The sequence below is a fragment of the Enterococcus sp. DIV1298c genome (genome assembly GCF_017316315.1).
In the GTDB taxonomy this organism is placed as follows: domain Bacteria; phylum Bacillota; class Bacilli; order Lactobacillales; family Enterococcaceae; genus Enterococcus_B; species Enterococcus_B mangumiae.
This window is the reverse complement of sequence record NZ_JAFLWG010000011.1, coordinates 130,846-149,310: the sequence shown is the minus strand read 5'-3', so window position 1 is coordinate 149,310 and position 18,465 is coordinate 130,846. Positions and strand designations below refer to the sequence as shown.

The following is an 18,465-nucleotide window of genomic DNA, read 5'->3' as shown; positions in this document are numbered from 1 at the left end:
ACGAAGAGGGTTAGTACCCTTAGAGGAGTGATTCGAATTAAACAGAAGTTCACAAAGCAACTGTCACCAGTCCAATTGATCGCTGTTGGCTTTTTTCTTTTGATTTTGGTTGGTGGCAGCTTACTTTCTTTGCCTTTTTTCAGTAAGAGCGGTGAAGCGACCAATTACATCGACGCATTGTTTACCGCAACTTCAGCTGTTTGTGTCACTGGGTTGACCACTTTGAACACGGCAGCACATTGGAACGAAGCAGGGCAGTTTTTGATCATGATCTTGATTGAGATCGGTGGTTTAGGCTTTATGATGATCCCTATTATTTTCTTTGCAGTAGCTAAGAAAAAAGTCAGTTTTAGTATGCGGATCTTATTAAAAGAAGCTCTGAACCTTGAAATCATGTCTGGCGTGATGAGTTTGATGCTTTATATCTTGAAATTTGCGCTGGTGATCCAAGCGCTGGGTGCTTTTGCATTGAGTTTCACGTTTGTACCGACCTACGGCTGGGCAAAGGGGATTTGGTTCAGTATCTTTCATGCGGTGTCGAGTTTTTGTAATGCAGGTTTTGACTTATTAGGTAATAGCTTGGCTGATGATCAGCCAAACGTCTATTTACTAATGGTGGTTTCTGCGTTGATCATTGCTGGCGGGTTAGGCTTTATTGTCTGGCGTGATTTACTCAGCTATCATAAGGTGAAAAAAATCACCTTGCACTCAAAAATCGCATTGATCGTGACTGGCGTGTTATTAGTGGGCGGTTTTGTTGTCTTTTTCTTTACAGAACGAAATGGCATCCATCTAGTTGAAGGAACTTATCTGGAACGTTTAGCAAATACGTTCTTCATGAGTGTCACACCAAGAACAGCCGGTTACTATTCGATCGACTATTTACAAATGAGTCATGCAGGATTGATGCTGACAATGATCTTGATGTATATCGGTGGAACATCAGGTTCAACAGCGGGCGGACTAAAAACCACCACGTTAGGTATCTTAGTGATTCAAATGCACGCGACGTTTAAAGGAAAAACAAGAGCAGAAGCTTTTGGACGAACGATTCGTCCAGCAGCAGTGCTTCGGGCATTAACGTTATTCTTCATCACATTATCTTTATGTATGTTAGCGATAATGGTTTTGTCTGTGACGGAGACGATCCCAGAGACTTCAGGCATCGAATACATCGCTTTTGAAGTGTTCTCAGCATTTGGAACAGTCGGTTTGACGATGGGACTGACACCCGACCTGACAGAAATCGGAAAACTGATCATCATGTCATTGATGTATATTGGACGTGTAGGCATTTTGACTGTCTTTTTCTCTTTACTTGTCAAAGGAAATCGAACAGAAGCAAAATATAAATATCCAGAAGAAAGTGTACTGATCGGGTAACTGTGACTGATCAAAAATAAAAGCAGAAGAAGCAAACACAACGTGTAAGCTTCCTCTGCTTTTTTTGCAACGTTTTATTTTGTACGGATTACTTCGATCTTATAGCCATCAGGATCGACAACGAAGTAATAAGAAGGAGCAGTTCCAGGAAGTCCTTTCAAGTCAGTCACGTTAAAGCCTTCTGCTTGATGTTTTTCATGAAGTGCTTCCAAGTCATCCGCTGAAATAGCGATATGACCATAGCCGTTTCCTAAGTCGTATCCTTCATGGTCATAGTTGTAAGTCAACTCTAATTCGTAATCATCTCCTGGTAAAGTCAAGTAAACCAGTGTGAATTTGTTTTCTGGAAAATCACGACGGCGACTTTCTTCAAAACCAAATGCTTTTTGATAAAATTCTAAAGAAGCATCAAGATCTTTTACACGTACGCAAGTATGAGCCATTTTCATAAATAAATCTTCCTTTCTGTTTCTACCTTTTCCTATTTATCATATCAAAAAATACATGTACAATATGGGTTTGTGCTTGTTTATGAGAAAACTCTCATGTAGAATAGAAAGAAAAAGATGAGAGGATATAACCTATGGAAAAACCAATGTTTGGCGAAAAAGACGAGTCTGCAAACTACCAAGACCGTTATGCAGCGTATATCATTGTCGAATCACATGAGAAAATCGCAATGATCGAAGCGCCAAATGGTGCCTTTTTTCTACCTGGAGGTGAAAAAGAGGGAGAAGAAACCAACGAAGAAGCGATTGCTCGTGAATTGTTAGAAGAGATGGGGATAAGGGCGGAGATTGCTTGTTATTTAGGCGAAGCCGCAGAGTATTTTTACTCAAAGCATCGAAAAACATATTATCATAATCCTGGCTATTTTTACGTGGCAAAAAGCTGGCAGGAGGTGGGGGAACCAATTGAAACAGATCAATCGATCTGGTGGGTCACTCCTGAAACTGCTTTGGAGAAATTGAAGCGAGGGAGCCACCGTTGGGCAGTCGAGCAATGGCTAGCGCTGAACAATTGAACAGCAAAAAACAGCTCATCAGAGAGTCAGCATTTCGACCCTCTCAATGAGCTGTTTCTTATTCATTGGTCTTATAAGACATATTTTTTGATTGCTTCGGCAACACCGTGTTCATCGTTCGTTGCAGTGATCACGTTGGCAGCTTCTTTTATCAATGGCACAGCATTTCCCATTGCCACACCTAATCCAGCGTATTCGATCATCGACAGATCATTCTCGTTATCGCCGATCGCCATGATCTCATCTTGATTGATTCCTAGATGTTGCGCTAAGTTAGCAACAGCCGCTCCTTTACTTGCCTCTTTGTTCAAGATCTCAAAATAGAAAGGGGAACTCTTGACAGTCGTATATTTTTCGCGGAATGTTTGCGGTAAACGAGCGATTGCCGCATCTAAAATCTCTGGCTCGTCGATCATCATCATTTTCACGATACTCATGTCAGGGGTCATTTCATCCGCTGTCCGATATTTCAACGGCATATTGACTAAAAATGCTTCATGGACAGTGTAAGGGCTGATGTCACGATTTGTAGTATAGATCGTTTGATCATCGATGGAATGTAAATGACTGCCTACACGTCTTGCCATCACTTCGATCTCTAAGAAATCTTCGTAAGTCAAGCCATGACGAGCGATGATCTTACCTGATTTTGTTTGTTGGACCAAAGCTCCATTATAAGTGATCACATAATCATTATCTTGGTATAATCCTAATTCATTCAATTGATTTTTGACACCTGGAAGAGGTCGACCTGTACATAGGACGATCGCCACGTTTTTTTCCACAGCGCTTGCAATTGCTTCTTTGACTTCTTGTGTGATTTCTCTTTTTTCATTTAAAAGGGTGCCATCGATATCGATAGCGACTAATTTGATAGACATAATGTTCTCCTTAGTTAGTTTATTTCTTCAATCAATGCGCCATTATGGATATGACGCGCAAATTCTTGATAGGTTTCGTCAAAAAGATCATAGTGATTACGCAAGGAAGGATCAACCATTTCTTTTGGAAAGAAGAAACGTTCATCTCCTTGTTCTTGCCCTGCTAATGCAGCAACTAATTGACTGACCTCTGATAATTCTACCAAAGTTCCGTCATTTCGCAAGATTTCGATTTGTGTTCGATGTCTGCCTTCTTCAGGACGATAAAAGTCATAAGGAAGATCATAACTGGAATTGATCGCCGTATAATAGTTAGGATTGTAGCCCACTTTTTCAACTAAAGAAGTCAGTTCAGCAATCAATGGCGACTGACGATCACCAGAAAACATCGCGGATTTCAATGGTTTACGATTCAAAAAACGTTTGGCTAAATCACTGAGGATCGGATCAGACGAGTCCGTCCATTGCGTGAAACAAGTATTCAACACCCCATCATCTAGCTTGAGATATTCCTCTAAACTAAAGGTACCATCTAAAAATGGTAGAAGGAGCTGTGAATGTCGTGCAAAGCTATCATCTTCTTGATGATAAAGTTCATGGGCGCGATGCAATAGATGCTCTAACACAACTTCCATGCCACGGGAAACGGGATGGAAATACACTTGGACGTACATTTGATAACGACTGACGATATAATCTTCTACCGCATGCATCCCATTCATAGAAAAGGCGATGCCTCCTTGATAGGGGCGAATCACACGCAAGATCCTCGTTAAATCGAATGTCCCATATTCCGTACCGGTAAAGTAGGCATCACGTAAAAGGTAATCCATGCGATCAGCGTCGATCTGACTAGAGATCATTTGGACGACTTGTGGATTTGGATAGTTTTTTTGGATCACGCTAGCCACTTTTTCAGGGAAGCCTTCTTCGACACGATTCAAAATCTGGTAGACTTCGGTTTCTGGCGAAGTGATGATCTCAACAGTGATTGCTTCATGATTGGTTTGGAAAATATGTTCAAATGTATGTGAATAAGGTCCGTGACCAATATCGTGGAGTAAGGCGGCACATAATGTGACCAAACGTTCCCGATCATCCCAACCAGAAGGACCGATTTTTTCAATGGAGAAATTTCTTGAAAAAATATCACAGATGCGACGAGAGATTTCGTATACACCCAACGAATGAGTAAAACGACTATGTTCTGCGCCATGAAAAGTAAATGACGAAGTACCGAGTTGTTTGATCCGCCGTAATCGTTGGACTTCTTTAGAATTGATCAAATCTAAAATTACTTGATGCTGCACATGGATATAGTTATGCACAGGATCTCTAAACACTTTTTCCATCGGTAACATTTTATATTTATAAGGTGTTGTCATAAGCCACCTCCTTTAGTGCATTTCGTTGGTTCATACGTTCGATTTGTACTTGCCACTCATCGGGTGAGACATTGGCTTTTTGCCAAGCGTCAGAGTCCATCGAAATACTTGTTGGATACATTGTATCAAATGCCTTGATAAATGACTCTTTTACTTGCACGATCGTCAATGACGTAGCGAATAACTCTTCTAATGTCGCCATACTGGTTGGTCTCACGGCAGGGTAGCCATCCGTACCAAATTGTTCTTTCAACGCTTGTTGATAAAATTGCCGCATCAATTCGCCACGTCTTTCTTGGTCACCATTCACGCTAAGGTACATCATGACTGAAATCCCGTTTTTAATGCGACGTTGGGCAATCCCGGCAAATTTTTTACCATCGATACTAAGGTCATACGTACCTGGACAGTAGGACTCTTTGATTTCATAGGCTTCTATTTTGTCGGCGTAAACAGGAAAAGCTTGGCGAGTCAGAGCGAGCATCTTTTCGTAGCCTTCATCGATCGAGATCTTATTCTCATCCTCTTGCGGGAAAATCAATGAGATATTCAAGATTCCTTGATCCGAAATGATGCCAAGTCCACCGGCATTGCGGATCACTGGAGTAAATCCCGCATGTTGGATAGCCTTTATCCCATCAGCTAAAAAGGGTGTCCGAGTATCTTTCATACCAAGAATAACTGTCTGTTGATATTGCCAAAAATGTAGAAAAGTTTGTTGCTTTTTTTTTGAATTCTCTGTTAAAATATCCGTTAAAGCAAACGGAGAAAAATCATTTGTGTGGTAGACTTCTTGATCCAAAATGATGGATGTCATGTACTCAGCTCCTAGTTAAATCTGTTTGAGAACGGGTGCTTTACCTATCTTTTATTTGAACTTAGGTGTGACGAGAGGCTCATGTCACAGCCACCAAATCGTTATAATACAATAGGAGTATCACGCCCACTTCCTTCATTATACTCCAAATTATTAAAGAAGAGAGGAAAAAAGTTATCCGCTCTTTAGACCTGTCGGTTGACAAATCAATGGAAAGTGGGAACAATGTAGCTATGAGAAAAGGAGAATGTCTAATGGAACGATCTGGATTACCGATTTCGATACAATTACGTACGAAGGTGAAACAACAAGGAGAACAACAAGATTTTTATTTTGATCTGAAAGGACAGATGGTCAAAATTGGCGATACCTTATACATACGCTATAAAGAGATCCAAGAAGGACAGGAAGAGATTCCTGTCACGATCAAGATCATGCCAGATGGGCACGTACAATTGATCCGTGCTGGTGAAATGCGTATGCGTTTGAAATTTGCCTATCGTGAACGCCTGGAGACTCATTATCGGACCCCTTACGGAATGATTCAAGTCGACACATTCACGAAGGAATTACACGTCAGTCTAAAAGATCGACCAACCGCTGGCAAAGTCATGATCGAGTACGATTTATTCATGGGAATAGAAAAAATAGGTGAATATGAGATGGTCTTAGACTTTACTGCATAAAATAGCAAAGAAACGTTTGATTTTTTACCTGTGATTTTGTATGATAAGGAGTAGACTGTGAAAGGACGTGTCCTGATTGGAAATTAGTGTATTTGAAGGTGCAAACAAAAACGAATTATCAATGATCGAAGTCGCACACGCGATCTTAGAGCAGCGTGGTGATGTGATGGACTTTTCTGATTTAGCAAATGAGATCCAAACTTATCTTGGCAAATCAGATAGTGACATTCGTGATTCACTCGCACAATTTTATACTGACTTAAATATTGACGGTAGCTTTATTTCATTAGGCGACAATCGTTGGGGCTTGCGTTCATGGTATGCCATTGATTCAATCGATGAAGAAGTCAACCATGGAATCGACGAAGAAGACGAGGATACACCACGTCGTCGTAAACGCAAAAAAGTCAATGCCTTTATCAATGATGACGAAGATGCCATCGATTATAATGATGACGACCCAGAAGATACTGATTTGTCTGATGAAGACGATGATGATCTATTTGAAGACGAAGACGACGATGATGAAGAAATCGCTGCATACAACTCTGACTTACAAGAAATCGGTGCTGATACTGGTGATGATGAAGAAGAAATCCCAGGAAACATCGAAGAAGATCTAAGCATTATCGAAGACGATGATGATGAAGAAGATGAAGAGTTCGAAGACGAAGATTTCCCAGAAGAATAAAAAGGGAAACTACTCGAAGCTGCAAGTTGCTTATAACTAAGCATACTTGCAGTTTTTTTGTGTTTGACTAAGTAGTGCTTCTACCAATACTCGGTGTTCTTGATCATAAGAACTAGTTCATCTCAGCGAATCTTTTTTCATTTCCTGTAAAAAGGAGTATGATGAAAACGAAACTGAGACACGATAATCAAAATAGAAGGAGACGATCGATATGTTAGATGATCAACTAAAATGTCCCAATTGTCAGACGAAATTCTATTATAATGAAGTAAGTAACGTCGTGGAACACCAGGAAAAGGAAATGCCGATCCGCTGTCCTGAATGTAATGAAGTGGTCAAAAAGAAACTTTCTCATGGCTACTTTGTCACTTACAAAGAAACTGATTTTTCAAAATTGGACGATGAAGTTGAGGAAACGCCGAAGCAGTATAAAAATCTGAAAACTGGAGCAGTGATCAGTGCAGAGGAATATCAACAAATGATCCAGCGACATGACTTATCTGTGAATGGTCCGATGAGTTCGGAATTGATGGGCGGCATGAATATGTTGATTGAAAATGAGGAGTTGAACGAAGAAGAACGTATGGAAAATTATGTCCCATATGACTAAAAAGCGAAAAGCTGTTGAAGAGCCGAAGCAACGGCTCTTTTTTCTTGTGAAAAATCTGTTGAAAGGAGAAGTCAAAAATAAAAACAATTGTTTTATAAAAGTTTTCTTTGCGTCAGTGGCTATTTCCGATTATGATAATAGACAGAAGAATAACAAATAAATAGGAGTAATCGATGAAAAAATCAATACGAATAAAAGTAATCAGTTGTCTTGGTGTTTTATTTGCGTTGTTCCTGTTGGTCAATCTGTCACCAAAAGAGCAAACGTCTTTAAATCTTTCAATACAAAGTGAAGCAAATACATATCGAACGATGTCCAGTAATTTGGACTTTGATCAACTGCTTCGTGTCATTTCAAGAGAGTTTCAACTGACCGAAGAACAAGCAAGAAAACATATAGGCTATACTGAGCAAATGGCGCAAAGCGCAATACATAATGGCACAACCTATCGTGTCTTTTCTCAAAACATAACTGTTAACAGAGTATACCAACCAAGTTTGTTGTTGTACTGTGAAACGAGTGAAAGTGGAAATTTTCGGGCAATCAAGTCGATTTTGTCTGTCCAGTTGAAAACAACTAACCCAGGATTGGAGAAACATTTTTCGGGGGATGTATTTGCCTATTTAGAAGATCCTAACCGGATATTCTATACGATAAATGGTGATTTCTATGATCAAAAAACAGCAACTTTAAGAAACGGCTTAACACTTCGTCGAGGCGATGGTGTGACAGAGCGCTATGATCCTGGACCTTTATCAAATCATTTCTACTATAGTTACATAGAAGATTGGTTTACTTTTTAAAATCCCATGATGAGTAAGTTGATTAAAAGAAAAAACGAGTGATTAGTAACTCGACATACTGACGTATTATGTTACGGTATTTTGGTATCATGATTTTGTCCCCAAAAATACTAGTTAACGATTTTAGAAAATTAGTTTGATAATTTGAACACAAATGACTCTAACAGCCCTTTTTATGATAAATATTAAATTAGGTCCTTCTTTTGATAAAATTCTAAATGTAACACTATATTTAATCATAAACAGGAAGAAGGCGTTATCATGAAAAAAGTATTCAGTTTAAAAGTATCGTTTTTTTTTGTTATTGTTGATGTTAGGAAGTATAGTACCATCAGGAGTTAGTGTTTACGCTTCAGATAATTACACTGAAGAGGTGTATGTAGATTTGAAGTCTGAAGAGTCATTTGATGAAGAACAAGTAGAACAATTAGTTGTTGAAATATCTAAAAATTATCCAGAATTATCTAAGGAATATCTCCGAGATGGTGTTTATAAACAATTGCGAGGAGATTATACTATAGATCCAATTAGTACGGATCAAGGTGTATACATAACAGACCCATCATTAGCGCTGAGATCACCTTGGCAAGGAATTACTGTCAATCAAATGGGAGCATTTATTGATACTGCGATTGGGATAGCTATTGGTGGCGCTATTGGAGGACTTGCTGCGGCTATGAAAAAAGTTGGAAAACATGCTGCTATATCTGCAGTAAAAGCAGCGTTAATAAAATATGGAATGGTTGGTGGATTTATCACACAAAATGTAATTGATTTTGTGTTTAATTTGAATTCTCCAGGTGCTTATTTAGCCAAATATTGGGATCAACGTGATAAAGTCCCCAATAATGGACGTATTAATTTTTAATGTTATAAAGGTGGGGTAATTATGAAGGACCTTAAAATTATTTTGGGTGCTTTTCTACTAGTATTACTTTTTAACTGGGGTCTATCTCATCTATTAAATAGACAATTTAAGTGGTGGATAACACTAGGTATGTATGTAGGATTTTCACTCGTCTATTTTGCTAATTCAAGCAAAAAGAACAAGTAGGGATTTTTAATGAAACTGAAAAGTATCTAGGACAAAGGTAAAATTGACTTTTTACTTTATCATAAAATCGAATAAACGACGGCCTATAGAAGCAACATCCTTGAAAATAAGACGCCATCCACAAAATTTGAAGAACAATTTTTGTGGATAAGCGTCTGTTTCTCTGGGTAAAACACTGTTGTCTCGATCTCTTTATTAAGTATGCCAAGTGTGAAAATAAGTTAAATAGCAAAGAAACGATGATGGAATCTGATTTGTTGAAAAAGAGGTTAGTTCTATTATTCATATTTTTCATTGAAGGTCATATAAAAGAATAATATTTGGCAAATATAGAATGATGTATGGAAAGAAAGTCAGTCAGTCATCAAAAATAAATCAATCCCATAAAGAAATCAAAAAAAGCAGTTTTCCTAGATAGGAAAACCGCTTTTTTCTTAGAATTTTGAAAGCAAAATCCTTGCAAATATGCTAAGATAACATTAGACGCGTCCTGAGGGAATCGAACCCCCGTCTCAAGAACCGGAATCTTACGTGATATCCACTACACTAAGGACGCAAGCACTGCAACAATTGTATCGAAATCAAAAATAAATTACAAGGGGAATGGGCAAAAAAATGAAATTTGAACAAAATTTTTCACAAAAACAACAACAAACACAAAAACTTGCCATGACACAGCAACTACAACAGTCCATCCAAGTCTTGCAGTACAACAGCGAAGAGCTTTTAGCTTTTGTTGAAAACCAGGCATTGGAAAACCCCTTAGTAGAAGTAGTCGAACCGGATTGGCAACCCGATTATCAAAAACGAAGCACTAGTTATGATGGGGAAGAAACGAGTTATCTGAACCAAATTCCTGATACGACAGGTTCACTTTTTGAATCGTTGATCGATCAAGTCCATTTGAACTACCGAGATACTTTTTTACGAAAGTTGATTTTATATCTGATTGAATACATTGACCTGAATGGCTTTTTGACGATTCCTTTAGAAGAAGCGATTCATCAGACCAATGCGACACCAATCCAAATGCTTGATGCGTTGACATTGATACAACAATTAGAACCCGCGGGTGTTGGTGCCCGAAGTTTACAAGAATGCTTGATGTTACAAACAGAAAGAGATGATTATGCCCCCGAATTGGCTTACATCGTCTTGGAAGAATGGTTCGATCAGTTAGTGGATCGCAAATGGAAAGAGATCGCGCAACATTTTTCGATTCCATTAAGCGACGTGCAACGGATCTTCGACTATATCCAAACCCTTAGTCCAAGCCCTGGCAGAGTATTTGACCATAGTAGTGGCTTGTATATCATTCCAGATGTCAAAGTCATTGTGCAAGGTGAAGAAGTCCAAGTCGTCTCGAATCGTGGCAATCAACCGAATGTTCGCTTTCAAGAAGCTTATTTTCAACAAATGCAAAAAAAAGCAGACAAAGAAACGCAAGCCTATCTAAAAGAACGTAAACAAGAATTTGAGTGGCTACAAAAAACGATTTTACAGCGGGGCGATACGATCATGCGTGTAGCACAGATCATCGTTTCACGCCAAAAAGAGTTTTTTACGAACGTAGCACGTCCGATTCGACCATTGACCTTAAAAGAGGTAGCAGAAGAGATCGATGTCCATGAATCGACTGTCAGTCGAGCAGTGAATGGCAAATATCTTGAAACCGAGTTCGGGGTCTTTGAATTGAGAAAGTTTTTTACAACAAGACTGCAACCGACAAACACAGAAAGTTCCGAAGACCTATCCGCTGATACAGCTAAGAAAAAAGTCAAAGAATTGGTGGATGCTGAAGATAAAAGCAAGCCATTATCAGATCAAAAATTAGTTGAACTGCTTAAAAACGAGAAAATTTCGATTTCTCGCCGGACAGTTGCTAAATATCGTGACTTGTTAGGAATCCCTAGTTCATCGAAAAGAAAACGGTATGATAAGTAAAGGAAAGCAAGACTAGAAGAATCTTAAACATTTTTCTAGTCTTTTTTTGTTGATAAAAAAGGATAAAACTGGTAGACTAAGTCATGTGAGGTTGAGATTTTCCTATATGAGAACGTGCAAGTTGGAAAGTCCGATTTATTTTTTTAGATCACATGGGTCGTTTTGAGTCTACATTGGACAAAAAGTGTCCAACTAAGGAGATCGCTATGTTAGATGAATTGAAACTGATTGAAGCTGTTGCACCAGACATCATGGATGTTTTGCAAGAACGTTATAAGATTTTGCGCAATATTTACTGGATGCAGCCAATTGGTCGTCGTAGTTTATCGGAAAGCATGGGCATGACCGAACGTGTTTTACGAACAGAAACGGATTTGCTCAAACAACTTGAACTGATCAACGCCTCTAAAAGTGGTATGACGCTGACAAAAAAGGGAGAAGAAGTCTATCAAAGCCTCGAAAGCTTTATGGACCAACTTCTAGGAATGCATCAGATCGAAATGAAACTATCTGAGTATTTTGGGAATCAGCGCTGTATCGTTGTTTCTGGAAACAGTGAACAACAACCAAAAGTAGCAGATGCTTTTGGCGAAGCCTTGGACGAATCTTTGAATCTATTACTTCCAGAAGGTGATAATATCATCGCAGTCATGGGAGGAACAACGATGGCGATCGTCGCAGAGCAACTGACCAGCTTAGAAAATAGCAAACGCCATAACTTATTTGTACCCGCAAGAGGTGGGATCGGCGAGGCGATTACTGTACAAGCGAACTCAGTCAGTGCTAGAATGGCTACAAAGGCAAATGGAAAACACCGAGCATTGTATGTGCCGGAACAATTAAGCTTGGCTACTTACAATTCACTACTCAATGAGCCGTCTATACAAGAAGTGTTAAACTTGATAAGTGAGGCAAATTGTGTTATTCATAGTATTGGACGGGCGTTGCATATGGCAGCGCGACGAAAGATGAATGAAGAAGAATTGCTGATGTTGAAACAGGCCAATGCCGTTGCGGAATCTTTTGGCTATTTCTTCAATGAAAAAGGAGAAGTGGTGTATAAAGTCCCTCGAATCGGCATCGAATTAAAAGACTTAGCAAAGGTTCCCATCATTCTTGCAGTTGCAGGAGGGAAAGCCAAAGCCAAAGCGATTCGAGCGTATATGAATAATGCACCAAAACAAACGTGGCTCATTACCGATGAAGCCGCTGCAAATGAGATTTTAAAAGGGGTATCCCTTTAAAATAAATATTTTTTTGATTTTCATAAGGAGGAAATCTTAAATGACAGTTAAAGTAGGTATTAATGGTTTTGGACGTATTGGACGTCTAGCATTCCGTCGTATCCAAGATGTAGATGGAATCGAAGTAGTAGCAATCAACGATTTGACAGATGCTAAAATGTTGGCACACTTGTTAAAATACGATACAACTCAAGGACGTTTCAACGGAACAGTTGAAGTTCACGAAGGTTCATTCAACGTAAACGGAAAAGAAGTTAAAGTTTTAGCTAACCGTAACCCTGAAGAATTACCTTGGGGCGAACTAGGCGTAGATATCGTTCTAGAATGTACTGGTTTCTTCACTTCAAAATCAGCTGCTGAAAAACATTTAACAGCTGGTGCTAAACGTGTTGTTATCTCAGCTCCTGGTGGCGATGATGTACCAACAATCGTTTACAACACAAACCATGAAACATTAACTGGTAAAGAAACAGTTATCTCTGGTGCTTCATGTACAACTAACTGTTTAGCTCCTATGGCTAAAACATTGAACGACAAATTTGGTGTTGTTGAAGGATTAATGACAACTATCCACGCTTACACAGGTGACCAAATGACTCTTGACGGACCTCATCCTAAAGGTGACTTCCGCCGTGCACGCGCTGCTGCTGCAAACATCGTTCCTAACTCAACAGGTGCTGCTAAAGCTATCGGCTTAGTAATCCCTGAATTGAACGGTAAATTAGACGGAGCTGCTCAACGTGTACCAATCGCTACAGGTTCATTAACAGAATTAGTTACAGTTCTTGATAAAAACGTAACAGTTGATGAAGTTAATGCAGCAATGGAAGAAGCAGCAAACGAATCTTACGGTTACAACACAGACGAAATCGTTTCTTCAGATATCGTTGGTATGACTTTCGGTTCATTATTTGATGCTACTCAAACAAAAGTAATGACTGTTGGCGACAAACAATTAGTTAAAACTGTTGCTTGGTACGACAACGAAATGTCATACACTGCACAATTAGTACGTACTTTAGAATACTTCGCTAACTTATAAGATAAATCGTACAAGTGTAACCTATATCCATGTACACTTAAAAGCGGGGAAGCAATCGCGCTTCTCCGCTTTTTTTGATAAGATGTTTATTTAGGAGGAAATCAAATGGCTAAGAAAACAGTCAAAGATATTGATTTAAAAGATAAAAAAGTCCTTGTCCGTGTTGACTTCAATGTTCCTTTGAAAGACGGCGTCATCACTGATGATACACGTATCAAAGCAGCGTTACCAACAATCAATTATGTGTTGGAGCAAGGCGGAAAAGCGATTCTTTTCTCTCACCTTGGACGTGTGAAAACAGAAGAAGATAAAGAAGGAAAATCTTTAGCACCAGTTGCAAAACGTTTAGGCGAATTGCTAGGTAAAGAAGTGACTTTCGTTCCTGAAACTCGTGGTTCAGAATTGGAAACAGCGATTGCTGACATGAAAGATGGCGACGTAGTTGTTTTTGAAAACACTCGTTTTGAAGACATCGACGGCAAAAAAGAAAGCAAAAATGACGCTGACTTAGGTAAATACTGGGCTTCTTTAGGCGATGTATTCGTCAATGACGCTTTTGGTACAGCGCACCGCGCGCATGCTTCTAACGTAGGGATCGCTTCAACAGGTATCCCAACAGTTGCTGGATTCTTGATGGACAAAGAAATCAAATTCATCGGCGAAGCAGTCGAAGAACCAAAACGTCCGATGATCGCGATCTTAGGTGGAGCGAAAGTTTCAGATAAAATCGGTGTCATCGAAAACTTGATTCCTAAAGCAGACAAAATTTTGATCGGCGGTGGAATGACTTACACATTCTACGAAGCAAAAGGCATCAAAATCGGTAACTCTTTAGTTGAAGCGGATAAAGTAGCTTTAGCAAAAGAATTGATCGAAAAAGCTGGCGACAAACTAGTTTTACCGATCGACAACGTGTGTGCGCCTGAATTCTCAAATGATGTGGAAACACAAGTCATCGAAGGCGACATTCCTGAAGGCTTGATGGCATTAGACATCGGACCTGCTTCTGTTAAACTATTTGCTGATACATTGCAAGGAGCAAAAACAGTTGTATGGAACGGACCAATGGGCGTATTCGAAATGAGTAACTTTGCCAAAGGTACGATCGGTGTTTGTGAAGCAATCGCTAACCTTGAAGATGCAACAACGATCATCGGTGGCGGTGACTCAGCAGCAGCTGCTGAACAATTAGGTTTCGCAGATAAATTTACTCACATCTCAACAGGTGGCGGTGCAAGTTTAGAATTGCTTGAAGGTAAAGAATTACCTGGTCTAGCTGCGATCAACGACAAATAAGCATTAAATCAATGAACAAATAAAATGGTGAGAGGATAACCAACAGATTGCTCAAATCTGTGGTCCTCTTTCATTCTGAATAGGAGTGCATATCATGCGTAAACCAATTATCGCTGGTAACTGGAAAATGAACAAAACTGCATCTGAAGCAAAAGATTTCGCAGAAGCAGTAAAAAACAACATCCCTTCAAATGATAAAGTAGATTCAGTTATTGGATCTCCAGCATTATTCTTACAAGAATTAATGGCTTCAGCTGAAGGTACAGAATTAAAAATCGCTGCACAAAACTCTTTCTGGGAAAACTCAGGTGCATTCACTGGTGAAACATCTCCAGCAGCTTTAGCTGACTTAGGTGTTCAATATGTGATCATCGGACACTCAGAGCGTCGTGAATATTTCCACGAAACTGACGAAGACATCAACAAAAAAGCAAAAGCAATCTTCGCAAACGGCATGATCCCAATTCTTTGCTGTGGTGAGTCATTAGAAACTTACGAAGCAAACAAAACTGCTGAGTGGATCGAAGGACAAATCACTGCTGGACTTGAAGGCTTAACAGAAGGTCAAGTAAGTAATCTAGTTATTGCTTACGAACCAATCTGGGCAATCGGTACAGGTAAATCAGCAGATGCTCAAATCGCTGACGAAATCTGTGGCGTGGTACGTCAAACAGTTGAAAAACTTTACGGCAAAGAAGTATCAGAAGCAGTACGCATCCAATACGGTGGTTCTGTAAAACCTGAGAACATTGCTGAATACATGGCGAAAGAAAATGTGGATGGCGCATTAGTTGGCGGAGCTAGCTTAGAAGCGGATTCATTCTTAGCATTACTTGACGCTGTAAAATAATTCTTGAAAATTTGTGAAAAATGCAAGAAATGTTTGCACTAAGACACAAAATTAACTAAAATCGTATATGAGGGAAATCCCTTAGGAAAAAACCAAACTCAAAGGAGAGACAAAACATGTCAATTATTACTGATGTTTACGCTCGCGAGATTCTAGACTCACGCGGTAACCCAACAATCGAAGTAGAAGTATACACAGAAAGCGGTGCTTTCGGCCGTGGAATGGTTCCTTCAGGTGCTTCAACTGGTGAATACGAAGCAGTTGAATTACGTGACGGAGACAAAGCTCGTTACGGCGGTAAAGGTGTAATTAAAGCTGTTGACAACGTAAACAACATCATTGCTGAAGCAATCATTGGCTACGATGTACGTGACCAAATGGCTATCGACAAAGCAATGATCGCTTTAGACGGAACTCCTAACAAAGGTAAATTAGGCGCGAACGCTATCTTAGGCGTATCAATCGCTGTTGCTCGTGCAGCTGCTGATTACCTAGAAGTGCCTTTATACCACTACCTAGGCGGATTTAACACAAAAGTATTGCCAACTCCAATGATGAACATCATCAACGGTGGATCACATGCGGATAACTCAATCGACTTCCAAGAATTCATGATCATGCCTGTTGGCGCGCCAACATTCAAAGAAGCTTTACGTATGGGTGCGGAAGTATTCCATGCATTAGCTGCAATCTTGAAATCTCGTGGATTAGCAACTTCAGTTGGTGACGAAGGTGGATTCGCTCCTAACCTTGGTTCAAACGAAGAAGGTTTCGAAGTAATCATCGAAGCAATCGAAAAAGCTGGCTATGTTCCTGGTAAAGACGTTGTTCTTGCAATGGACGCTGCTTCTTCAGAATTCTACGACAAAGAAAAAGGTGTTTACGTATTAGCTGACTCAGGCGAAGGCGAAAAAACAACTGACGAAATGATCAAATTCTACGAAGAATTAGTATCTAAATACCCAATCATCTCAATCGAAGATGGATTAGACGAAAACGACTGGGACGGATTCAAGAAATTGACAGAAGTTCTAGGCGACAAAGTTCAATTAGTGGGTGACGACTTGTTCGTAACAAACACTGAAAAACTTGCTGAAGGTATCGAAAAAGGAATTGCTAACTCAATCCTTATCAAAGTTAACCAAATCGGTACTTTGACAGAAACTTTCGAAGCAATCGAAATGGCTAAAGAAGCTGGTTACACTGCAGTAGTTTCTCACCGTTCTGGTGAAACAGAAGATTCAACAATCTCTGATATCGCAGTTGCAACAAACGCTGGCCAAATCAAAACAGGTTCTCTTTCACGTACTGACCGTGTTGCGAAATACAACCAATTATTACGTATCGAAGACCAACTTGGTGAAGTTGCAGAGTACAAAGGTTTGAAATCTTTCTACAACTTAAAAAACAAATAATCAAATGATTGTAAAAATGCCCTTCTTGTGTCGTATGACATGAGAGGGGTATTTTTTTGGTTTTCTTAGAGATAAAAGCGACCAATCAACTATAAGTAAGGTAGTTCGTAGTCAATAGGTTTGATCATGGACGGTGAAAACAATCGCACTGTGAAAACGATTCGACTTTTTACGATATGAAAACCGAAAAATATATAACCTTTCTTTTTGGTTTCTACTATGTTATAGTCTATTGATACTCAACACGACGAACAATTCCTCATTATTTCATCCTCATCATCTGTTTTTCATCCTCAATCAATGCGCCAGCTATTATTGACGTCACTCGCACATGTGTTTAAATAAGCAAAAACATGTGAAATATCCTGTTCTAACAAAAATGAGTGTAAGGACTAAGATCAGCAGTCATCTACTGAAGCACCAGCAGTCATTTGAATTATTTTTGGCAACCATGACTGACAGAACAATTGAAATGAAAACTTCTTGAGTCAAAGACCTAGAGATGTGTCTTACAAGTAAACAAAAATAGTAAATCTAGTTCATAGGAAATGTTAAGTTTCGATCGTGTAACAAAGAATTATGGGAAGGATTATCCTTTTTTTAAAAAAGAGTTGAATGTTCGGATAAACCGTCCACGGGAATTTAATGTAAACTGATTTTGTGAAAAAAATATTAAATTCTGGGGGCTATCCAACAATGAAAAAAAAGGTATCAATGACAATTCTATTATCAACTTTGTTGTTAGTAGGTAGTAAACCACTCTTGGTAAATGCATCCGAGGTAAATAGTGAAAAACAAATTCCGATTGAAGTGCAAGAAGGAAAATTAGCGATCACTTTCGACGAAGGCACAACGAATAAAGTGGATTTCAAACTATCAGATTTTGACTTGAATTCAGATGTACGAAAACAAACGAAGACCTTGAAAGCAACCGCCACAGTAAATAATACAAAATCTGAAGATGTTTTTGTGAACATTTTTGCAAAACTTGACCAATATGGGAATGGACTAGATGTACAGCCTTCTAATCCGTATCTTCAAGCACAACAGGTAATGAGAATGAGCTCAACGAAAATTGAAAAAGATTTCGATGTCATTTTAGATGCAAATGATTATGTCTGGCGATCAAACAGAGATGATAGCGTCAAAATCATTTTAACAGCACAAGAAGTGAATAATCCTTGGGGGAGTAATCCTGAGTAAAAGTAATTATTGCCAGTTGTTAATGGAGTGATAGATAAAAAGAGCGGAAGGTACGAAGTAGACAAAATAGTATGGGGTGCTATATGGAATACTTACATCCTTTCATCTGTCCTATAGAATAATCAAAGAAGAAATGC

General features: G+C 39.1%; 18 protein-coding genes and 1 tRNA gene. 14 read left to right on the top strand and 5 right to left on the bottom strand.

Annotated elements, in window-relative coordinates:
• The first annotated feature begins 27 nt into the window (after window positions 1-27).
• A complete protein-coding gene (locus JZO83_RS03270; protein WP_207114965.1) occupies window positions 28-1,383 on the top strand; it encodes a TrkH family potassium uptake protein in 1,356 nt (451 codons plus the stop codon).
• Window positions 1,384-1,457: 74 nt separating this feature from the next.
• Here JZO83_RS03270 and JZO83_RS03265 read toward each other — a convergent pair whose 3' ends face one another.
• Complete coding sequence (locus JZO83_RS03265; protein ID WP_206853516.1) at window positions 1,458-1,832, bottom strand: VOC family protein; 375 nt, start codon at window positions 1,830-1,832, stop codon at window positions 1,458-1,460.
• Window positions 1,833-1,966: 134 nt separating this feature from the next.
• On the opposite strand from JZO83_RS03265, the gene JZO83_RS03260 reads away from it, so the two are divergent.
• On the top strand, window positions 1,967-2,407 hold the full coding sequence (locus tag JZO83_RS03260) for an NUDIX domain-containing protein (RefSeq protein ID WP_206853519.1): 441 nt from the start codon (window positions 1,967-1,969) through the stop codon (window positions 2,405-2,407).
• Between the two features lie 71 nt (window positions 2,408-2,478).
• Here JZO83_RS03260 and yidA read toward each other — a convergent pair whose 3' ends face one another.
• From yidA to JZO83_RS03245, 3 genes are read right to left on the bottom strand one after another with little or no spacing between them, the layout of a single operon-like run.
• Complete coding sequence (yidA, locus tag JZO83_RS03255; protein ID WP_206853522.1) at window positions 2,479-3,288, bottom strand: sugar-phosphatase; 810 nt, start codon at window positions 3,286-3,288, stop codon at window positions 2,479-2,481.
• 14 nt (window positions 3,289-3,302) lie between these two features.
• Window positions 3,303-4,673: an HD domain-containing protein gene (locus JZO83_RS03250; protein WP_207114964.1), complete on the bottom strand. Its 1,371-nt coding sequence runs from the start codon at window positions 4,671-4,673 to the stop codon at window positions 3,303-3,305.
• On the bottom strand, window positions 4,657-5,490 hold the full coding sequence (locus JZO83_RS03245; protein WP_206853525.1) for a lipoate--protein ligase family protein: 834 nt from the start codon (window positions 5,488-5,490) through the stop codon (window positions 4,657-4,659). The genes JZO83_RS03250 and JZO83_RS03245 overlap by 17 nt, the downstream gene beginning before the upstream one ends.
• A 254-nt stretch (window positions 5,491-5,744) precedes the next feature.
• On the opposite strand from JZO83_RS03245, the gene JZO83_RS03240 reads away from it, so the two are divergent.
• The 5 genes from JZO83_RS03240 (at window position 5,745) to JZO83_RS03220 (ending at window position 9,148) form a co-directional block, all read left to right on the top strand.
• Window positions 5,745-6,176, top strand: a complete 432-nt coding sequence (locus tag JZO83_RS03240) for a DUF1934 domain-containing protein (RefSeq protein WP_066026358.1) — start codon at window positions 5,745-5,747, stop codon at window positions 6,174-6,176.
• A 76-nt stretch (window positions 6,177-6,252) separates the two neighbouring features.
• The gene (gene rpoE / locus JZO83_RS03235) at window positions 6,253-6,867 is read left to right on the top strand and encodes a DNA-directed RNA polymerase subunit delta (RefSeq protein WP_108143628.1); all 615 of its coding nucleotides are present in this window, start codon (window positions 6,253-6,255) and stop codon (window positions 6,865-6,867) included.
• Window positions 6,868-7,078: 211 nt separating this feature from the next.
• Window positions 7,079-7,477, top strand: a complete 399-nt coding sequence (locus JZO83_RS03230) for a hypothetical protein (RefSeq protein WP_206853527.1) — start codon at window positions 7,079-7,081, stop codon at window positions 7,475-7,477.
• Between the two features lie 173 nt (window positions 7,478-7,650).
• The gene (locus tag JZO83_RS03225; protein ID WP_207114963.1) at window positions 7,651-8,280 is read left to right on the top strand and encodes a hypothetical protein; all 630 of its coding nucleotides are present in this window, start codon (window positions 7,651-7,653) and stop codon (window positions 8,278-8,280) included.
• Window positions 8,281-8,665: 385 nt separating this feature from the next.
• Window positions 8,666-9,148, top strand: a complete 483-nt coding sequence (locus tag JZO83_RS03220) for a hypothetical protein (RefSeq protein WP_207114962.1) — start codon at window positions 8,666-8,668, stop codon at window positions 9,146-9,148.
• A gap of 670 nt (window positions 9,149-9,818) precedes the next feature.
• Here JZO83_RS03220 and JZO83_RS03215 read toward each other — a convergent pair.
• Window positions 9,819-9,890: transfer RNA gene (locus JZO83_RS03215), tRNA-Arg, on the bottom strand.
• Between the two features lie 59 nt (window positions 9,891-9,949).
• On the opposite strand from JZO83_RS03215, the gene rpoN reads away from it, so the two are divergent.
• The 7 genes from rpoN to JZO83_RS03180 all read left to right on the top strand — a co-directional run bounded on the left by rpoN (window position 9,950) and on the right by JZO83_RS03180 (window position 18,328).
• Window positions 9,950-11,278, top strand: coding sequence for an RNA polymerase factor sigma-54 (gene rpoN, locus JZO83_RS03210; protein WP_206853532.1), 1,329 nt, complete (start codon window positions 9,950-9,952; stop codon window positions 11,276-11,278).
• A 152-nt stretch (window positions 11,279-11,430) separates the two neighbouring features.
• Entirely contained in the window at window positions 11,431-12,522 is a 1,092-nt protein-coding gene (locus JZO83_RS03205; protein WP_206853537.1) for a sugar-binding domain-containing protein, read from the top strand.
• 40 nt (window positions 12,523-12,562) lie between these two features.
• Window positions 12,563-13,564 carry a type I glyceraldehyde-3-phosphate dehydrogenase gene (gene gap / locus JZO83_RS03200; RefSeq protein ID WP_206853540.1) on the top strand — a complete coding sequence of 334 codons (1,002 nt, stop codon included), beginning with the start codon at window positions 12,563-12,565 and terminating at the stop codon, window positions 13,562-13,564.
• A gap of 105 nt (window positions 13,565-13,669) precedes the next feature.
• On the top strand, window positions 13,670-14,860 hold the full coding sequence (locus JZO83_RS03195; RefSeq protein WP_010734863.1) for a phosphoglycerate kinase: 1,191 nt from the start codon (window positions 13,670-13,672) through the stop codon (window positions 14,858-14,860).
• Window positions 14,861-14,954: 94 nt separating this feature from the next.
• The gene (gene tpiA, locus JZO83_RS03190) at window positions 14,955-15,710 is read left to right on the top strand and encodes a triose-phosphate isomerase (RefSeq protein ID WP_206853542.1); all 756 of its coding nucleotides are present in this window, start codon (window positions 14,955-14,957) and stop codon (window positions 15,708-15,710) included.
• Window positions 15,711-15,826: 116 nt separating this feature from the next.
• Entirely contained in the window at window positions 15,827-17,125 is a 1,299-nt protein-coding gene (eno, locus tag JZO83_RS03185) for a phosphopyruvate hydratase (RefSeq protein WP_206853545.1), read from the top strand.
• A 696-nt stretch (window positions 17,126-17,821) separates the two neighbouring features.
• Complete coding sequence (locus JZO83_RS03180; protein WP_206853548.1) at window positions 17,822-18,328, top strand: hypothetical protein; 507 nt, start codon at window positions 17,822-17,824, stop codon at window positions 18,326-18,328.
• The last annotated feature ends 137 nt before the right edge of the window (window positions 18,329-18,465 follow it).